The organism is Streptomyces sp. Edi2 (genome assembly GCF_040253635.1).
In the GTDB taxonomy this organism is placed as follows: domain Bacteria; phylum Actinomycetota; class Actinomycetes; order Streptomycetales; family Streptomycetaceae; genus Streptomyces.
On record NZ_JBEJGX010000003.1, the window covers coordinates 7,087,896 to 7,106,283 of the forward strand.

At 71.3% G+C, this 18,388-nt stretch carries 16 protein-coding genes and 2 pseudogenes; 11 read left to right on the plus strand and 7 right to left on the minus strand.

All coding sequences use genetic code 11. The features are described 5' to 3' along the window. Positions 1-14: 14 nt before the first annotated feature. Positions 15-143 carry an LPFR motif small protein gene (locus ABR737_RS34555; RefSeq protein ID WP_350254921.1) on the plus strand — a complete coding sequence of 43 codons (129 nt, stop codon included), beginning with the start codon at positions 15-17 and terminating at the stop codon, positions 141-143. A 269-nt stretch (positions 144-412) separates the two neighbouring features. Here the strand turns inward: ABR737_RS34555 and ABR737_RS34560 are convergent, their stop codons facing one another. The 3 genes from ABR737_RS34560 to ABR737_RS34570 all read right to left on the minus strand — a co-directional run bounded on the left by ABR737_RS34560 (position 413) and on the right by ABR737_RS34570 (position 1,833). Beyond that, complete coding sequence (locus tag ABR737_RS34560) at positions 413-847, minus strand: DUF2267 domain-containing protein (protein WP_502964427.1); 435 nt, start codon at positions 845-847, stop codon at positions 413-415. A gap of 67 nt (positions 848-914) precedes the next feature. Continuing rightward, positions 915-1,310, minus strand: a complete 396-nt coding sequence (locus tag ABR737_RS34565; RefSeq protein WP_350254924.1) for a DUF2267 domain-containing protein — start codon at positions 1,308-1,310, stop codon at positions 915-917. A 91-nt stretch (positions 1,311-1,401) separates the two neighbouring features. Beyond that, a complete protein-coding gene (locus ABR737_RS34570; RefSeq protein ID WP_350254926.1) occupies positions 1,402-1,833 on the minus strand; it encodes an Hsp20/alpha crystallin family protein in 432 nt (143 codons plus the stop codon). 129 nt (positions 1,834-1,962) lie between these two features. Between ABR737_RS34570 and ABR737_RS34575 the strand changes: the two genes are divergently transcribed. From ABR737_RS34575 to argF, 7 genes and pseudogenes are all read left to right on the plus strand, one after another. Then, positions 1,963-2,613 (plus strand): type III effector protein, encoded by a 651-nt coding sequence (locus ABR737_RS34575; RefSeq protein ID WP_350254927.1) that lies wholly within the window; start codon positions 1,963-1,965, stop codon positions 2,611-2,613. Positions 2,614-2,791: 178 nt separating this feature from the next. Continuing rightward, complete coding sequence (locus tag ABR737_RS34580; protein WP_350254929.1) at positions 2,792-3,031, plus strand: hypothetical protein; 240 nt, start codon at positions 2,792-2,794, stop codon at positions 3,029-3,031. Between the two features lie 5 nt (positions 3,032-3,036). After that, positions 3,037-3,231 (plus strand): hypothetical protein, encoded by a 195-nt coding sequence (locus ABR737_RS34585; protein WP_350254931.1) that lies wholly within the window; start codon positions 3,037-3,039, stop codon positions 3,229-3,231. A 1,495-nt stretch (positions 3,232-4,726) separates the two neighbouring features. Further along, positions 4,727-5,518 carry a hypothetical protein gene (locus ABR737_RS34590; protein ID WP_350254933.1) on the plus strand — a complete coding sequence of 264 codons (792 nt, stop codon included), beginning with the start codon at positions 4,727-4,729 and terminating at the stop codon, positions 5,516-5,518. A 331-nt stretch (positions 5,519-5,849) separates the two neighbouring features. Beyond that, positions 5,850-7,245 (plus strand): annotated as a pseudogene (locus ABR737_RS34595) (polynucleotide kinase-phosphatase); the annotation flags it as partial. 125 nt (positions 7,246-7,370) lie between these two features. Further along, a complete protein-coding gene (locus tag ABR737_RS34600; RefSeq protein ID WP_350254934.1) occupies positions 7,371-8,606 on the plus strand; it encodes an arginine deiminase in 1,236 nt (411 codons plus the stop codon). A gap of 164 nt (positions 8,607-8,770) precedes the next feature. Next, positions 8,771-9,775: an ornithine carbamoyltransferase gene (gene argF, locus ABR737_RS34605; RefSeq protein ID WP_350254935.1), complete on the plus strand. Its 1,005-nt coding sequence runs from the start codon at positions 8,771-8,773 to the stop codon at positions 9,773-9,775. 25 nt (positions 9,776-9,800) lie between these two features. Here the strand turns inward: argF and ABR737_RS34610 are convergent. Further along, a pseudogene (locus ABR737_RS34610) lies at positions 9,801-9,917 on the minus strand (ATP-binding protein); the annotation flags it as partial. Between the two features lie 1,170 nt (positions 9,918-11,087). Here ABR737_RS34610 and ABR737_RS34620 point away from each other — a divergent pair. Together ABR737_RS34620 and ABR737_RS34625 are read left to right on the plus strand one after the other, a co-directional pair. Further along, positions 11,088-11,915: an enoyl-CoA hydratase family protein gene (locus tag ABR737_RS34620; protein ID WP_350254937.1), complete on the plus strand. Its 828-nt coding sequence runs from the start codon at positions 11,088-11,090 to the stop codon at positions 11,913-11,915. Between the two features lie 2 nt (positions 11,916-11,917). Further along, positions 11,918-14,281, plus strand: a complete 2,364-nt coding sequence (locus tag ABR737_RS34625) for an oxidoreductase (protein WP_350257041.1) — start codon at positions 11,918-11,920, stop codon at positions 14,279-14,281. Positions 14,282-14,401: 120 nt separating this feature from the next. Here the strand turns inward: ABR737_RS34625 and ABR737_RS34630 are convergent, their stop codons facing one another. Both ABR737_RS34630 and ABR737_RS34635 read right to left on the minus strand, forming a co-directional pair. After that, entirely contained in the window at positions 14,402-15,376 is a 975-nt protein-coding gene (locus ABR737_RS34630; protein WP_350254938.1) for a ScbA/BarX family gamma-butyrolactone biosynthesis protein, read from the minus strand. Between the two features lie 146 nt (positions 15,377-15,522). Further along, entirely contained in the window at positions 15,523-16,140 is a 618-nt protein-coding gene (locus ABR737_RS34635) for a ScbR family autoregulator-binding transcription factor (protein WP_350254940.1), read from the minus strand. Positions 16,141-16,344: 204 nt separating this feature from the next. Between ABR737_RS34635 and ABR737_RS34640 the strand changes: the two genes are divergently transcribed. Then, on the plus strand, positions 16,345-17,373 hold the full coding sequence (locus ABR737_RS34640) for an MDR family NADP-dependent oxidoreductase (protein WP_350254941.1): 1,029 nt from the start codon (positions 16,345-16,347) through the stop codon (positions 17,371-17,373). 44 nt (positions 17,374-17,417) lie between these two features. Here the strand turns inward: ABR737_RS34640 and ABR737_RS34645 are convergent, their stop codons facing one another. Then, positions 17,418-18,053: a TetR family transcriptional regulator gene (locus ABR737_RS34645; protein ID WP_350254942.1), complete on the minus strand. Its 636-nt coding sequence runs from the start codon at positions 18,051-18,053 to the stop codon at positions 17,418-17,420. Positions 18,054-18,388: the final 335 nt, after the last annotated feature.

Genomic DNA, 18,388 nt, shown 5'->3' on the forward strand with positions numbered 1-18,388 from the left:
GATGGAGGTCCACCGTGTTGTCGGCAATCGCAGACGTTCTTCGGTCGATCGGCGGGGCCATCGCCACCGTCGTTACCCTGCCTTTCCGGGCCGTGGCCCGGCTGTTCGGCGGCGCATCAAGCTCCGCCCACGGACACCACTGACCGGCCGCCGCGCGTGACGCGCTCTCCAAGGCCGCGAGCCCGACTGGCACCCTCCAGCCGGGCTTGCGCCGTATCGGGAGGAGGACAGGCCCGCCAGGTCAAGAGGGGACGCTCCTGGTCCTCCTGGCCGGGGCTGGGGCCTCCGAAGCTCCGGCCCGCGCGGAATGCGACTGTTGAACGCGGAGCCGGATCCTACTTACTTTCACTTCCGCACAGGCCGTGCAGGCGCCGGGGGCCAGTACGTGGATGTGGCTGGTGTCTGTGGTGTTTCAGGCGGCCTGGATGAGTTCGGCGCGGCCGAACAAGAGCGCGTAGCCGCTGGGGAGATGGCGCAGGATGCGGGTGAGGAGATCGGGTCCGGCCAGGGAGGCGACCGTGGTCAGGACGGAGCCGGTGTCCCAGCGGGTCGTGGCCAAGGTCGCGCCGGAGCGGGCGGCGAGGTCTTTGACGAAGGCCCAGCCGGTCAGAGGCTGGGTGTCGGGAATCTGGGCGGTGAGGATGGAGGCGGCCTCGAAGGGCAGGCGGGCGGCCAGCTCGACACGTTCGTCGCCCGTCAGCTGGCGCCCGAGCCCCGAAAGGACCACGCGGACGACTTCCTCGGCTCGTTCCCGGGTGGGGTAGACCCCTTCGTACCGGACCTTTTCCAGCATCTGCTCGAACGTCATCACCGGCGAGTGCTGGAGAGGTGCACGCAGGTCGGACATCACTGCGGTGGTTGCCTTTCTGTATCCGAGGTCGTGATGCCGGTGCGCGGGCACCGGCGGGTGGTGGTCAGGTGGGCTGGGGACGGCCGAAGAGGAGGTCGTATCCCGCGGGGAGCTGGAGGAGGACCTGCTCCAGCAGGACATCGCCGGCTGCGTCGGCCACCGTGCTGAGGACGGCGCTGACATCCCAGGCCGCTGTCGTTTCGGTGGCCCCCTCGATCCAGGCCGCCGTTGCCCGCACGAAACGCTCCGGCGAGAGTGGTTCGGCGCTCTGCAGCGGGTTGAGCAGGACCAGGGCGAAGGCTTCCGGCAGACGCGCCGCCAGCCGGGCGCGCACCTCGCCAACCAGGTGCGCGCCGAGCAGAGCGAGCACCACGCGGGCTGCTCGTTCCGCCTCTTGGCGGCTCCCGTACTCGCCGCGTTCCCGCACATGGTCGAGGAACGCTTCCCATCGCAAGGTCATATCGGTCGCCACCCTTCATTCGTCCAGTGCGGAGGACGAGCGAGGGGGTAAGTACCCGTCCTCCGCCGCATAAGCGCCGGCTGCCGAGGCCTCAGCCGGAGATCTGCTTGCGGGAGGCATCCCCGCCGACGACGATCTTGCGGGGCTTGGCGCGCTCGGCGATCGGAATACGCAGGGTGAGCACACCGGCGTCGTAGTCGGCCGCGATGCGCTCGGTGTCCAGCGTGTCGGCCAGCACGATCTGACGGGAGAAGACCCCCAGCGGCCGCTCCGACAGCTCCATCTGCACATCGTCGGCCTTCACCGAGGGGCGGCGTTCGGCCTTGACCGTCAGCATGTTCCGCTCCACGTCGATGTCGATCGCCTCCGCAGTCACGCCGGGGAGATCGAAAGCCACCACGAACTCGTCACCTTCGCGGTAGGCGTCCATCGCCATCGCGGACGGCCGCGTCCAGGTGCCGGAGCTGGTCAGCTGCTGAGCGAGACGGTCGAGCTCGCGGAAGGGGTCGGTGCGCATCAACATCGCGAAACACCTCCAGAAGGTTCGGGCAGTACCTGCCAATGCGCTTCACTGGAACCGTTGTACCATCGTCATCCAATGGATGACAAGCGCGGTGTCGTCCAAAGGGTGACACTGCTGAAGGAGGTACCCATGGCAGAAGCCGACCAGCCGGCCTCTTCCCCTGGCGACGCCCAGAGTCCGGCATCGTTTGTCGCCGCCGCGGCGGCCCTGGAAGCCATCAACGGCGAACTGCGCGCCGCCCAAAACGAGACCCCAGGCGCCCGCGGCGCCCCGGCCGGCGGCCCGGAACAGGCCCTGGCCTCCCTTCTGCTGCTGCGGCAGATCCGCGAGGAGCTCTCCGGATGGGAGTCCGGCCTGATCGAAACCGCCCGCCACGCAGGAGCCAGCTGGGCCGACCTCGCCCACCCCCTCGGCGTCGCCAGCCGCCAGGCCGCCGAACGCCGCTACCTGCGCAACCGTCCCGGGCCCGCCGGAACCACCGGCGAACAGCGTGTACAAGCCACCCGCGAACGCCGTGCAGCCCACCGCGCCCACACCTCCTGGGCCCGCGACAATGCCGCCGGGCTCCGCCGGCTCGCCGGACAGATCACTGCCCTCACCGACCTTCCGGCGGCCTCCCGTGCCCCGGTCGGGCGGCTCGACGAAGCCCTCGCCCAAGATGATCCTGCCGCCCTGGTCGGTCCCCTCGGCGCCACCCGCCCGTACCTGGAGGATGCCCATCCCGGCCTCGCCGCCCAAGTTGACGCCCTTGCCGGGCGTGGCGGCCGCCGCCCCTGCTGAAGACCCGTGCCGACCTCTCGGCAGCGCAGCGGTAGCGGCGGGCGGCGAACGAGCGGTCACCCGTCGGGCCTACCGCAGAAACGCGCGCAAGGATCGCGTAGCGTATCCGCGCGCCGCGGCCATCGGGCCCGGCAGGTTCACAGCAGCTGACCCTGCTCGGCGGTCGTGGCGACATCCGGTGCGCTTTTCCCGGCTGCGCCTGGACGTGACCGCCGTGAAGGCGGATCTCACCGCGGCGCGGGTCCAGGTGGGGAACCCGGAGCAGAAGGTGAGCGGGCTGGACGAGAAGGTGGACCAGCTCGTCGAAGAGATGCGCGGCCTGAACTCCATGATCCTCAACGTCAAGATCGACCGAAATCATGCCAAGCTCGTCGAGCTGCTGACTGCCCTGGTCAGCAGGGACCCGAACGAAAACTGATCACCATGTCGACGAAGGGGCCCTTCTCTCCCCTCGCGGCCGTCAATGAGGACCAGGCGGCGCTGCGCGGTGAACTCCGGAACGACTTCACCAGGCTCAACCCCCGCTTCGACACCGTTGAAGCGAAGGTCGACCGCAATCAGGCGCAGATCGTCGAGCTGCTGACCGCGCTTCTCGGTAAAACGCCGAACGGCAACTGATCATCGCCAGGAGCCGGCGTGGAGTGCGCTGAAGTCACGCACCTGCGGGCGTCCCGCCGGCTTGCGCAGGGAATGCCGCTTCCCACACCTCGCGGATGTGCCGGCTGACCAGGGTGCACAGCACAGGCCACTGCGAGACACTTCCCGCTCGGGACGGTGATCCTCGGGTGGCCCTACCAGGGAAAGCAAGACAGCTGAGCCCTGGCCAACTCCATTCGGCTGCAGGCCGGTGATGACGTCTCCGGATCGCAGCCCGGCCCTGCGGCCCGGTCCGCGCCTGGCGTGCCTGGACCGAGGGCGCCGGGCGAAGTTTGGCCCGGTGCTCCTCTGGGCGCATTCCGAGGCCATTCGGCATGCGCGGTCGGTCAGGTATCGGTCGAGCAGGCGACTCCCGGGGCAGGGGCGAGGGGTAGCGCTCCGCCCGGCCCATGGCGCCCGGAACCACGCACGGCTTGCTGAGCGTGACTCACCATGTGCCCTGTGTGGGTATGGACGTGTCCAGGGCGCCCGAACTCGCTCACTACGACGGTGGATGCGGGGCTGGCGGGTGTCGGCCCCGGACGGCAGAGCATGTGGGGAGGAGGCTGGATGGAACACCGGATCAAGGGCCCACGCCGTGCTGCTGCGCTCGCCGTGGTGCTGATCGCGACGGCGGGGTGTGCGCACGGCAGCGGTGGAGTGCCGGACGGGGCCGCCGACGGCGGACACTCGGCACCGGGTGTCCGTACGGGGGCCCCCGCCGATCCCGGAACGGCGAAGCCTTCGTCCTCGGGTCGCGGGGGGACGGCTTCGGAGCGTCAGGACGGGGGCGGGTCTGCGGCCGGCGGGGCGGAGGCCGGTGGGGGACAGGGCGCTCCGACCGGAGAGGCGCCCAGCTACGGGGGTGACCCTGTTCCGCCGGTGATGTCACCACCCGTCGACCAGGGTGTGCCACCGGCCGGCGGTGGTGTGGACCCGAGCGGCGGTGGTGACGGGGGCGGCAGCGATGTGGGCGGTGGCACCGCAGACGGCGGGGGCGGGCAGGGCGACGGGACCTGCCCGCCCTCCGGGGAATCGCCCTCGCCGGGCGACTCGCCCGACGTGACCAGGTCGGCTACCCCTTCGGACTCGCCCGCCCCTGACCCTTCGCCGGAGGAAACCTGCCCGTCACCGTCCGGCACGTGAGTCTCGGACCGACGAGGAGAAGGAGACGTCGTTGTCCCGCCGGAGCAACCAGCGGCAGTCGGGGACGAGTTCACGATCACGGGCGGAGGAGGAAGAGGAAGGCGCTGGGGGAGGCCCAGGGGCAGGTGTCGTGAGGGGGCCGGGGAGCGGCGGTCCGGCCGGGGGACGGAGCGCTCCCACCCGTCGGTCCCCCACAGCCGCCCGGCACGGCCGACCGGCGCGAGTACGGGCACCGGCATCCGCGCCACCAGAGCCAGAGCCAGAGCCGGGGCCGGGGCCGGGGCCGGGGCCGGGGCCGAAGGAGCGTACGGCCGCCGGACTGCTCGGGACCGTGACGGCGCAGGCCTCCTTCCTTGTGGCGGTCATGTACTTCCTGGGTGCGGTCTATATGACGGCCTACTACCACTACTTCCGCCTGGACGCCTTCAGTCTCGGCTTCGGCTTCGCAGAGCTGGCGATGCAGAGCCTGAATCTCCTGACCGCACCCGCTGCGATTGTCCTGACCGCCGCAGTCCTGATCGCACGTCATCTCTCCACCGGAGAACCGGTTCTTGGCCAGGGCAGGGTGATGCACGCGATGGACAGCGGCATGCAGGCCGCGGCACGGGCACACCTGTACGTTGTGGGGGCCGGCATCGCGCTTCTGCTCCTGTGGCCGTACATCCAGCCGTGTGGGTGGTCCGGCCCTGCGCTGCTGGGGATCGGAGTCCTGCTCGGACAACGTGGGCAAGCTCCCCATCCGGCCCCACCGCCCGGAGTGTGGAGCAAGGCGGTACCCGTCTTCGCGGCCGGCGTCCTGGTGATGTGGGCGCTCAGCCTTGCCACCGGCCAACTCGCGGAGGGCGAGGCCCGCGAGGCCGCCGCGAACCTCCCGCGCCGCACCGCCGTCGTGCTCCTGAGCACCGACCGGCTCAGCCTGGCAGGTCCGGGGCTGACAGTGGAGGACCTGGGATCCGCGGCGCACTATCGCTACCGCTACACCGGGCTGCGCCGGCTCATCGAACGCAACGGCCGGTACTACCTGCTGCCCCTCGGCTGGAACGCCCGGACCGGTTCCACCTACGTCATCCAGGACGGCCAAGGTATCCGGGTAGAACTGCTGCCCGGCGCCCAGCAGGGGTGAGTCGGGGCAGTGCGGTCGCCATGCGTTGTGCAGATCTATGTGGTGCTGGAGCCGGTGCACTGGCTGCTGAAGCGGGTGAACAACCCCTTCCTGGGACGGAAGATCGCCCGGGAGGTCGGCCGTCAGCCGACGGGCGGGCTGGACGCTGAGCGCCTGCAGCACCGGCTGGCCGCCCGGTTCGCCGGGACCTCACCGTCGGAGATCCGTGACCCGGTCCGGTGGCTGCTCGGGGTGGCGCTGCCGCGCTGGGGCTGCGGGCACCTGGACTGCGAGACCGGCGTGCTCTGGTCCAGCGGCCGGTCCTGCCCGGTGTGCGAGGACATCGCCGGCGGACGGCCGTCCGCTCGACCTGAACGATGTGGCGGGGCGGCGGATCGTGGAGACCCGGTACATGGGCCGGCTCGCGGTCAAGGAGGAGAACGCCGCGGCCGCGCTGGAGGTGATGAGCCGCTTCGCGATCGACCCGCGGCTGCTGCCGTACCTCCCGCCGACCATGGCGCCGTGTGCGACCTCGGCGGAGGACGGCTACCTGGAGCACCCCGCGGAGGCATTCGCCGGGTACCGCGCGGACGGGGTGCGGGAAGTGGTGTGCGAGGAGAAGCACATGGGCTCCCGTGCCGTGGTCCTGGTGTGCCGTGCCGCGACGGTGGCCGCGGCATTCCCCCATGGGCCCAACGGCACGGGAGGTACCCGCCGCGGGGTGCCGGGCGCCCTGTACACCCGCACCGGCCGGCCGTTCTTCGACGACCCGGAGACGACCGGACGCATCCTGCGGCGGGTCAGGGCTGTGTGGAAGAGGCCGGCCTGTGGGCGGAGCTGGAGACCGACTGGCTGCTGCTGGACGCCGAGTTGATGCCGTGGTCGCTGAAGGCGACCGGTCTGCTGCGCAAGCAGTACGCGGCCGTGGGCGCGGCATCCGGAGCGGTGTTCCCCGGCGTGCTCGGTGCTCTGGAGGCGGCGGCCGCCCGGGGGATCGAGGTGTCCGCGCTGCTCGACCGGCAGCGGGACCGGGCCGTGGACGCTGCCGCCTTCACCCAGGCGTACCGGCGCTATTGCTGGCGCGTCGGGGTGGAACCGGTGGACCCGGAGGGCGCCGCCGACGCGTCGGACCGGGACGCCGGGCTCGGCGCGCCGGACGGTGTCCGGCTCGCGCCGTTCCAGATACTCGCGGCGCGGGGCCGCAGCCTCGCCGGACTGGCACACACCGAGCAGCCGGCGCTGATCGACCGGCTCATCGCGGCGGAGGCGGTGGTGACGGCCCGGGGCGACGGCGCGGCGGCCGACGGCGCGGCCGACGGCTCCCCGCAGCGGCCGGGCCTGCTCGCCGCGACCCGGCGGATCATCGTCGACACCGACGACGAATCGTCGGTCGCGGCCGGCACCGACTGGTGGCTGCGGCTGACCGCCGACGGGGGCGAAGGCATGGTGGTCAAGCCGGTTCAGGCGCTGCTACGGCAGGGCGACGGACGACTTGTCCAGCCGGGCGTCAAGTGCCGTGGCCGCGCATACCTGCGGATCATCTACGGGCCGGAGTGCACCCGCCCGGAGAACCTCGCGCGCCTGCGCATCCGTCATCTGGGCCACAAGCGTTCGCCGGCCCTGCGCGAGTACGCACTGGGCCTGGAGACGCTGGACCGGTGGCGGACGGCGAACCGCTGTGGCGGGTGCACGAGGCGGTCTTCGCGGTGCTCGCGCTGGAGTCGGAGCCGGTGGACCCACGGTTGTAGACGGGCCGAAGCGGCGTACGGGCAATGAGGGAGGGGCGCCCCCGGCCCGCCACGCCGCCCGCCCCGGGCGACCCGACATCCGCCGACTCCCTCCGCCGAGCCGTCCGAGCGGCCAAGATGGGTGGATGGGATTCCAAGTCGACTCCGAGGCCGGGCGGCTGCGCCGGGTCATCCTGCACCGTCCCGATCTGGAACTGAAGCGGCTCACGCCCTCGAACAAGGACGCCTTGCTCTTCGACGACGTGCTGTGGGTGCGCCGGGCGCGGGCCGAGCACGACGGGTTCGCCGATGTGCTGCGCGACCGGGGGGTGGAGGTGCACCTCTTCGGGGATCTGCTCGCCGAGAGCCTGCAGATTCCCGTGGCGCGGAAGCTGGTCCTCGACCGGGTCTTCGACGAGAAGGAGTACGGGCCGCTGGCCACGGGGCATCTGCGGGCGGCCTTCGAGGAGCTGCCGGTACCGGAGCTGGTGGGAGCGCTGGTCGGCGGCATGACCAAGCGTGAGTTCCTGGAGCGGCATGCCGAGCCGACCTCGGTCCGCTTCCATGTGATGGATCTCGACGACTTCCTGCTGGGCCCGCTGCCCAACCACCTCTTCACCCGCGATACCTCGGCCTGGATCTACGACGGGGTCTCGATCAACTCGATGCGCTGGCCGGCCCGGCAGCGCGAGACCGTGCACTACGAGGCGATCTACCGCCACCACCCGCTCTTCCGCGACCAGGACTTCCATGTCTGGTCGGAGGGGCAGGCGGACTTCCCCTCGACCATCGAGGGCGGCGACGTCCTGGTGATGGGCAGTGGCGCGGTGCTGATCGGGATGAGTGAACGCACCACTCCGCAGGCCGTGGAGCTGCTGGCGCGGGGGCTGTTCGCGGCGGGGTCCGCCCGCACGATCGTGGCGCTCGACATGCCCAAGCGCCGGGCCTTCATGCATCTCGACACCGTCATGACCATGATCGACGGGGATACCTTCACCCAGTACGAGGGGCTGGGGATGCTCCGCTCGTACACCATCGAGCCGGGCTCGGGCGACCAGGACCTCAAGGTCACCGATCATCCGCCGGAGCATATGCACCGCGCCATAGCGGCCGCGCTGGGCTTGTCCGACATCCGGGTGCTGACCGCGACCCAGGATGTGCACTCGGCGGAGCGTGAGCAGTGGGACGACGGCTGCAATGTGCTGGCGGTGGAGCCGGGCGTGGTGGTGGCGTACGAGCGCAATGTCACCACGAACACCTTTCTCCGCAAGCGCGGCATCGAGGTGATCACGATTCCCGGGAGCGAGCTGGGGCGCGGACGCGGAGGGCCGCGCTGTATGAGCTGTCCGGTGGCGAGGGATGCGGTGCCGGGGGCAGCCTGAGCGTGACCCCCGATCCGTCCGGCAAGGTATGACCCCGGATCCGTCCGGGGAGTGTGACCCGGTATCCCGTCCACGGGCCGATGGCTCCGTATAGGGATGCGGGGGATCGTATACAATTCCAGGGTCTGAGTCCGTTCCTACTGCCGCGAACCAGGAGCCCACCCATGGCGATAGACCTCACCGGCCGCCACTTCCTCAAGGAGCTGGACTTCAGTGCCGAGGAATTCTGCCGACTGATCGACCTGGCGGCCGAGCTGAAAGCGGCCAAGCGCGCCGGTACCGAGGTCCCTCGTCTCCAGGGCCGGAACATCGCCCTGATCTTCGAGAAGACCTCCACCCGGACCCGCTGTGCCTTCGAGGTCGCGGCCGCGGACCAGGGCGCCTCGACCACCTACCTGGACCCGTCCGGCTCGCAGATCGGGCACAAGGAGTCGGTGAAGGACACCGCCCGGGTTCTCGGCCGGATGTTCGACGGTATCGAGTTCCGCGGGAGCCACCACTCCGACGTCGAGGAGCTGGCGGCCCACGCCGGGGTCCCGGTCTTCAACGGGCTGACCGACGACTGGCACCCGACCCAGATGCTCGCCGATGTGCTGACCATGGTCGAGCACGGCGGGGGCCGCCCCCTGTCCGAGACCGCCTTCGCCTACCTCGGCGACGCCCGCAACAACATGGGCAACTCCTACCTCGTCACCGGGGCCCTGCTCGGCATGGACGTACGGATCGTCGCGCCCCGGCAGCTCTGGCCCGACGCGACGGTGATCGCCGGCGCACAGGGACTCGCCGAGACCAGTGGCGCCCGCATCACGCTCACCGAGGACGTCGCGGAGGGCGTGAACGGCGCGGACTTCGTGACGACCGACGTCTGGGTCTCCATGGGCGAGCCGAAGGAGGTGTGGGACGAGCGGATCGCGCTGCTCGCGCCGTACGCGGTCACGATGGACGTGCTGCGTGCGACCGGCAAGCCGGAGGTGAAGTTCCTGCACTGTCTGCCCGCGTACCACGACCTCGGCACCGCGGTGGGCCGGGAGATCCACGCCCGGCACGGACTGTCGTCGCTGGAGGTCACCGACGAGGTCTTCGAGTCCGCGCACTCCGTCGTCTTCGACGAGGCGGAGAACCGGCTGCACACGATCAAGGCGGTGCTGGTCGCGACGCTCGGCCGGTAGGGCCGGGCTACGGGCGGGGTCGGTGTCAGCTGCGCCGTGAGCGCCGCAGCTCGGGAAGGGTGAACCAGACGGCCTTGCCGCGGGGCGTGGGGCGGCAGCCGGAGGCGGAGCTGAGGAACCGGATCAGCAGCAGCCCACGGCCGCGGTCGTGGCCTTCACCCGCATCCGCCTCTGCTTGCGCCTCCGCATCCGAATCCCCTTCTGCAACCGCTTTCGCGTCCCCATCTACAGCAACGTTGCCCTTGCCCTTGCCGTTGCTGTCGGCGTCGTCGGCGTCGTCGGCGTCGTCGGCTCCGTCGGCTCCGTCGGCTCCATCGGCGTCATCCGCCTCGTCGTGGCCCTCCGCATGACCTTCCTCGTGGTGCCCGGCCGCGTTGGCGCCAACAGGCTCGGTGCTGTCCGTCTCGGCGCCGACAGGCCCGCTGCCGTCCGTCTCGGCGCTGTCCGTCTCGTCGTGGTGCCCGGCCTGCCCGCCGTACTCCGTGCGCTGTACCGGGAAGTGGCCCTCACCGGTGGGATGCCCGTCCGCTGCGCGAGGGCCGTCCGCCGTACGATGCCCGTCCGCCCTGCCGGGCCCGTCCGCCGCACAGAACGGCGCCGGGCCCGTCGGCGTCCCCACCGTGACCGGAGCGTTCAGGGCCGGCAGGGGCAGCGGGCCGCCGAGCCCCCGGACGAGGAGGGGATCGCTGTCGTGCACCTCGATCCGGCAGCCGGCCGACCGCAGCTCCACCACCAGCTCGATGGGGTCCGTATCGCAGGTGTGCTTCAGGGCATTGGCGACGAGTTCGGCGGTCAGCAGCTGTGCGGTGGTGCGGTCGGCCGTGGCCCGGAGGTCCTGCATGGCGGTTCTGACCATCGCACGGGCAATGGGGACGGCCGTCGCGCTGCGCGGCAGCGTGATGCGCCAGGTCGAGGGGGCGGGCGGTTCCAGCATGGGCTGTCCGTTCCGTTCGCAAAAGGCCGGGCCGGATACCTGAGGCCAGATGACACGTCCACGGTAGGAAGCGCAGGGCGGCCGGAGCAGGGGCGAGTGACCGGGAAGGGCACGACCTAAGTCATACGGCGGCCGGGACCTTCGGCCGGTGGCGACGCCACCGCGCGATGCCGTCGTGAAGCCATGACGCGATGCCGCCGTGGAACCCGATGCGCGATGCCCGATGCCCGATGCCCCGATGCCCCGATGACCTCCTCACGCCGCGCCACTATCGCGTCCTCGTGACGACGGTCACCAACCGGTGATAACTTCGACAAGGCATAAGGCATCCGGAACACCATCCACCCGGCCGGTCGGCCAAAGGGGGCAGGCAGCCCGATGAGCCCGTTCGCAGGATCAGCCCGCAGTACAGACGCCTGGCAGCACATCCGCGTGACCAGGAAGGACGGGATCGCCACCGTCACGCTGGCGCGCCCGGACAAGCTCAACGCACTCACCTTCGAGGCCTACGCCGACCTCCGTGATCTGCTCGCCGAGCTGTCCAGGGAGCGTTCCGTACGTGCCCTGGTGCTCGCGGGGGAGGGGCGCGGCTTCTGCTCCGGCGGCGACGTCGAGGAGATCATCGGCGCCACCCTGGACATGGACACCGCGCAGCTCCTGGACTTCAACCGGATGACCGGTCAGGTCGTACGGGCGGTGCGGGAGTGCCCGTTCCCGGTGATCGCGGCGGTGCACGGGGTCGCGGCCGGGGCGGGCGCGGTGCTCGCGCTGGCCGCGGACTTCCGCGTCGCCGACCCGTCGGCCCGTTTCGCCTTCCTCTTCACCAAGGTCGGCCTCTCCGGCGGTGACATGGGTGCGGCTTATCTGCTGCCCCGGGTGATCGGCCTCGGCCATGCCACCCGGCTGCTGATGCTCGGCGACGCCGTCCGGGCCCCGGAGGCCGAACGGCTCGGCCTGATCAGTGAGCTGGCCGACGAGGGCCGGGCCGACGAGGCGGCCGCGGCGCTGGCCCGACGGCTCGCCGAGGGACCCGCGCTGGCTCACGCCCAGACCAAGGCGCTGCTCACCGCGGAACTCGACATGCCGCTGGCCGCCGCCGTCGAGATGGACGCCGCCACCCAGGCGCTGCTGATGAACAGCGCCGACTACGCGGAATTCCACGCCGCTTTCACGGAGAAGCGGACGCCCAAGTGGCAGGGGAAATAGCCATGCGGGTCGCCGTCATCGGCGGGGGACCGGGCGGGCTGTACGCCGCGGTCCTTCTCAAGCGCCTCGACCCCACCCGCGAGATCACCGTCTGGGAGCGCAACGCGCCGGACGACACCTTCGGCTTCGGCGTGGTGCTCTCCGACGAGACCCTGGGCGGTATCGAGCACGCCGACCCGGAGGTCTACCGCGCCCTCCAGGCGGAGTTCGTCCGCTGGGACGACATCGACATCGTGCACCGCGGCCGCACCCTGACCTCCGGCGGGCACGGCTTCGCCGCGCTGGGACGGCGCCGGCTGCTGGCCGTGCTCCACCGGCGCTGCCGCGACCTCGGCGTCGACCTGCGTTTTTGCACCGAGGCCCCGCCCGCCGCCGAGCTGGCGCGCACGCATGACCTGGTAATCGCTGCGGACGGGGTGCACAGCGCGACCCGCACCGCCCATGCCGACGCCTTTCGCCTGCAACTGACCACCCACCGCTGCCGCTACATCTGGCTCGCCGCCGACTTCGCCTTCGACGCCTTCCGCTTCGAGATCGCCGAGACCGAGCACGGCGTCGTACAGCTCCACGCCTACCCCTTCGCCGGCCCCTCGCCCGCCCCGCAGCACCCCGCCCCAGAGCACCCCGCCCCGCAGCACTCAGGGGCGTTGCCCTCCGGGACGGCGGAAGGCACCCCCGGGGCCAGCACGGTCATCGTCGAGATGCGCGAGGAGGTCTGGCGGGCGGCCGGACTCGACCGCTGTGACGAGCGCGAGTCGGCGGAGTGGTGCGCCAAGGTCTTCACCGACGCGCTGCGCGGCCGCTCGCTGCGCTCCAACAACTCCAGCTGGATCGCCTTCCGTACGGTCGTCAACGACCGCTGGTCGCACGGCAACACGGTGCTGCTCGGCGACGCCGCGCACACCGCGCACTTCTCCATCGGCTCCGGCACCAAGCTCGCCGTCGAGGACGCCCTCGCGCTGGCCGCCTGCCTCCAGGAGCAGCCCGACACCGCCCGCGCCCTGGCCGCGTACGAGGAGGAGCGCCGCCCGGTCGTCGCCTCCACCCAGCGCGCCGCCCGCGCCAGCCTCGCCTGGTTCGAGGAACTGGCCACCTACCTGGACCAGCCGCCCCATCAGTTCGCCTTCAACCTCCTCACCCGCAGCCGCCGGGTCACCCACGACAACCTGCGGCTGCGCGACCCCGGTTTCGTCGCCGCCGTCGAGCGCGAGGCGGGCACCCCGTCCGCCACGCCCCCGATGTTCACGCCGTTCCGGCTGGGGGAGCTGACGCTGCGCAACCGGGTCGTGGTCTCCCCGATGGACATGTACTCCGCCGCGGACGGCGATGGCACCCCCGGCGACTTCCACCTCGTCCACCTCGGAGCCCGGGCGCTGGGCGGCGCCGGGCTGGTGATGACGGAGATGGTGTGTGTCAGCCCCGAGGGCCGGATCACACCGGGCTGTACGGGGCTGTATGCGCCGGAACACGAGACGGCCTGGCGCCGGGTCACCGACTTCGTCCATGCCTCGGCGCCCGGCACCGCCATCGGCGTCCAGCTCGGCCACTCAGGCCGCAAGGGCTCGACCCGGCTGATGTGGGAGGGCATCGACCAGCCGCTCCGGGACGGCAACTGGCCCGTCGTGGCGCCCTCCGCACTGCCCTACCGTGCCGGCGTCAACCAGATCCCGCATGCGTTGTCCGTGGCCGAACTGCACACCGTCCGCGATCAGTTCGTCCGCTCCGCGGAGTCGGCCGCCCGTGCGGGCTTCGACCTTCTCGAACTCCACTGCGCCCATGGCTACCTGCTCTCCGGCTTCCTCTCCCCGCTGACCAATCACCGCACGGACGCCTATGGCGGCGACCTCACCGGCCGGCTGCGTTTCCCGCTGGAGGTCTTCGACGCGGTGCGCGCCGTCTGGCCGGCCGGCCGCCCGATGACGGTCCGTATCTCCGCGACCGACTGGGCGGACGGCGGCACCAGCGGGGACGACGCGGTGGCGATCGCGCGGGCCTTCGCCGGGCACGGCGCCGATGCCATCGATGTGTCCACCGGACAGGTCGTCCCCGACGAGCGCCCCGACTTCGGCCGCTCGTACCAGACCCCGTTCGCCGACCGGATCCGCAACACCCTCGGTGTGCCGGTCATCGCGGTCGGCGCGATCTCCTCCTGGGACGACGTCAACTCCCTGGTGCTGGCGGGTCGCGCGGACCTGTGCGCTCTGGCCCGGCCGCATCTGTACGACCCGCACTGGACGCTGCACGCCGCCGCGGACCAGGGGTACGCAGGTCCTGGCGCTCCCTGGCCACTGCCCTACCAGGCGGGCAGCCGCACCCCGCCAACCGGACGTACCGATGCGCCGAAGCCCCGCCTCACGCTGCAGTGATGGGGAGGCACGGGCAGCGGGGCGGGGCCGTTCTGTGGCCGCGGCCCGGCAGTCGGCGGGCCGGTGCGGAGGGCCGGTCAGGGTGGCCGGGGCCGGGGCCGGCGGGCCGGTGCGGGCGGGTCAGGACGTCGGTACGCAGGCGACCCGTGCCGAGATCACCCGCTTGCCGTGCTGTTCGACGGTGACCTCGACCTGCCGCCGGTCGCCGTCGGTGCGGCCCGTGGTGCGCGCCTCCACCCAGGAGGGCGCATCGAGTTCGGCGTAGCGCTCGAAGCCGCAGTCCAATGAGGCGGGCACGGTGAAGCCGGGCGTTGCCGCCTGCGCGGCCTGCCGGGCGGCCTCGACCATCAGCATGCCGGGCGCGTGGTCCACGGGGTGGTCGAAGAGCACCGGGTGCGCGGTGTCCACCCGCAGCTGCCAGCGGTCGGGGCGGTCGGTGGGGGAGAGCACCACATCGCGGTCGCGTTCCCTGGCGACCAGCTGCGGGGCGACCGCCTCCGGCAGCGGCAGCCTGCGGGAGTTGGCGAGGGCCAGATCGCTGTATTCGCCGCGCAGCCGGCGGTAGACGGCCGGGCTGTGACAGGAGTAGACGAGCGTCGCGGAGGCCAGCTCGGCGCCGTCGCACACGATCCGGAACTCCTGGTGGGCGCTGACCAGCCGGGTGCTGCGGTGAACCATGTCACGGTCGGTGATGTGCAGCGTGACCTCGGCCGGCTGGTCCGTGGTGCGCAGCGCCTGCGGAGCGAGGTCGTAGCGGACCCGCTGCCAGATGATCGGGTGGTCCAGCGGCAGCCGGTGCGCGACATGGCTCAGTAATATTGCGGCCTGCCGGATGGTCTCTATCAGCAGCAGCGGGTCGTGCAGCCCGTGGACCGGACCGTAGAAGGTGTGGGCGCGCGGCCACTGGGCGCTGACCACCCAGCCCTCCTCGCCACGCCGCCAGTTGGTGAGAAAGACCTCGGATATGGCGGTGCGGTGGACGTACTCGCGCGGCACGGTCATGGTGAGGCCGGACGGTCGGGTTCCGTCGGCGAGCCGGCCTCCGAGGTCGTGGGGCTGATCGCGCAAGTTCGGCGTGAGCGTGGCGCCGGCCATAGGTCTTCTTCCTTTCTGCGTACGGCTCTCAACGCCCTGATGCGCCGAGCCTCGGTGCTGACAGCCCGACCATAAGATACGGACCATGTGGTTTGTTTTACGGGCCTGGACGAGCCCTGCTCCGCCGGTGAGACGGGGCAGGGGTGTCAGGCCGAGATCTTCACGCTGCGCCCGTGCGGGTCCAGGTGGCCCAGTGCGCCCGGCGACGCGAGGCCCGGCAGCGTGTGCTTCCACAGGGCCGTGACGCGCTCCGGGAGGTCTGCGCGGTTGGACGCGGCCCGCGAGAACAACTGCACCCCCATGTACGCCGAGACGAAGAACTCGGCCGCCCGGTCCGGTGCCACACCCGGCAGCAGCTCGCCGTTGTCCCGGGCCTCGGTGAACATCGTGGTGATGATGTCGGTCCAGGCCTGGTACGGCACGAGCGGGTCCTCGCTGAACGTCGTCTCGACCGCGATACGGGTGCCGGCCTGCAGCAAGGGGTCACTGCGCAGGGCCAGCGCCACCTGATGGGTGAAGTCGATGGCGTCCTGCAGCCGGGACTCGCTGACTTGCGGAAGGAACGGATCGGTCTGCTCCGATATCACCGCGCGGGCCAGTGCGTCCTTGGACGTGAAGTGGAAGTACACCGCTCCCTTGGTGACCCCGGCGCGCTGGATGATCTCGGCCATCGTGGCGGCCTGGTACCCGCGGCTGCCGATGACATGAGCCGCTGCTTCGAGGACGGCACGCCGGGTGCGCACTGCGCGTTCCTGCTTGACCACCGATCATCCTCCGTATGCTCTCTTGGAGTTGTTGTGCCTGAGTGCGACCCGCTGCCCGTGGCCGCGCAGTCTATTTCCGCATCATAAAGAAGCCAACCATGCGGTATTGAATTGCGCGGAACGAGTGGGAAGTCCGAAGGGTGCGGTCCGGCGTCGCGAACCGCTGCGATGCCGTTGAGTACTACGAGCGCGAGGAGCTGTCCGATGCCCCCCACCGTCGTCCCCGCCATACCCGCCGTGCACCGCGAGGTCCGGCTCGCCGACCGGCCCGACGGCGAACTGACCACAGGTCACTTCACCCTCACCGAGGTCCCGGTGCCCGAGCCCGCGCCGGGGCAGGTGCTGGTGCGTACCCGTCTGATGGCGGTGACCGCGGCGATGGCGACGCAGATGGCCGGAATGCGGCTGCCCATGGCCTCATTTGTGCCGGGTGAGGCGCTGTGGGGCTCCGCGGTCGGTGAGGTGGTGGCGGCTCCGGACGGCGGCTTCACGCCCGGCGAACTGGTCCATCATCCGTACGGCTGGCGGGAGTTCGCGGCAGTCGAGGAGTCGCGCGTCCGGCGGCTGGCGGCGGACGAGCTGCCGACCCTCGCCGCGCATCTGTCGCAGGGCGCGACGGCCTGGGGAGCGCTGCGCCGTGCCGCGGAGGTGCGGCCGGGGGACACCGTCTTCGTCACCGGGGCGGCGGGCGGTGTGGGCAGTCTGGCCGGGCAGCTGGCGCGGCGGCTGGGCGCGGGACGGGTCGTCGGCAGCACCGGATCGGAGCGCAAGGCGGCCCGGCTGCGCGCCGAGCTGGGGTACGACGACACGATCGTGCGCGGCGCCGCGCCGATCGAACGCCAGCTGCGCCGGGCCGCGCCGGGCGGCATCGATGTGCTGCTGGACACCGTGGGCGGCGAACAGCTCACGGCGGCGCTCGCCATGGCGCGCCCCGATGCGCGGTTCGCGCTGGTCGGGGCGCTCTCCAGCCAGCTTGACGGGGGCGTCGGCGGCGGCGCCCCGGTGGAGCTGGACGCGGGGCTGATCATCACGCGGCGGGTGCTGCTGCGCGGCTTCGGCCTGCACGCGCATCCGGATCTGCCGCAGGAGTGGACCAAGGAGTTCGGCCAGGGCCTGCGGGAGGGCTCGTTGGTCTTCCCGCATGCCCTGCTGAAGGGGATCGAGCAGGCGCCGCAGGCGCTGTGCGAGCTCACGCAAGGGCGTCATATCGGGGCCGTGCTGGTCGAGTTGTGAGGCCGGGGGGCGAGGGCCGGGGCGGGCCGGGCGGCCGGTCCGGGTCAGCCGGCCGCGCTGATCTGTGTCGGTGCCGGGATGCCGACGGCGGGCACCTGTCCGGGCGCGGCCGGCAGCAGCGCCCACAGGCCGACCACGGCCTCGCGCGCCCACCACGTCCGGTCCTCGCTGCCCAGGTGGAGCAGGCCCACCACGAGTGAGGTCAACAGCTGGGCGGTGCGCCGCGGTTCGGTGTCCGACGCATGCGGTCCGACCGGCCCGCCGGTCCCGCAGGTCACCGCCTTGTCGAGGAAGAGCGCGTACCAGCGCTGCTCCAGGGCGTAGATGCCGAGCCCCGGCGCGGTCTCCGGACGCAGTCGCAGCCCGGCGCGCAGCACGGCGTCCGACTCCACCCGCCCGAACAGCTCGACGGTGAAGTCCTTTACGGCGACGGCGAGTGGTTCCGGGGAGCGGGTGAAGTCGTCCTCGATCTCCTGGAGGGTCGCGAGCGCCGCGTCCCGCACCGCGAGCGTGAGGTCGTCCTTCGAGGTGAAGTGGAAGTAGAGCGCTCCTTTGCTCAGCCGGGCCCGCCGGCTGATCTCGACCATGCCCGCGGCGGGTACCCCCTTCTCCAGGAAGGTCTCTGCGGCCGAGCGGATGAGTGCCTGGCGGCTCTGGATGGCGCGATGCTGGGTGGGCACGGTGTCCGTCCCGTCTCTAGTACGGCTGCGAGCTCAATGCAGTCTACATAGAAAACCAACCATGCGGTTCTGTATGCTTCGGGTGATTGGCCAGAACTGGCGGGCCCTGACGCGAAGTCGGCGATCGCCCGCTCGGTCGGAGACCCGGCGGCCATTTCGGCGCCACGCCCCCCAGTCTGGCCCCCGGTCAGGGTGTTGTCGACCCGTCAGGGGCAGCGGGGGTCCATTGACAAACAGCGCAGACGGTTTTTAAATCTCCGAAGGCGGTAAGCGGGAAGGTCCCTTCCGTTGCAGCCGCCTTGACGGTCGCGTACCGCCGTTGGACAGCGGTGCGC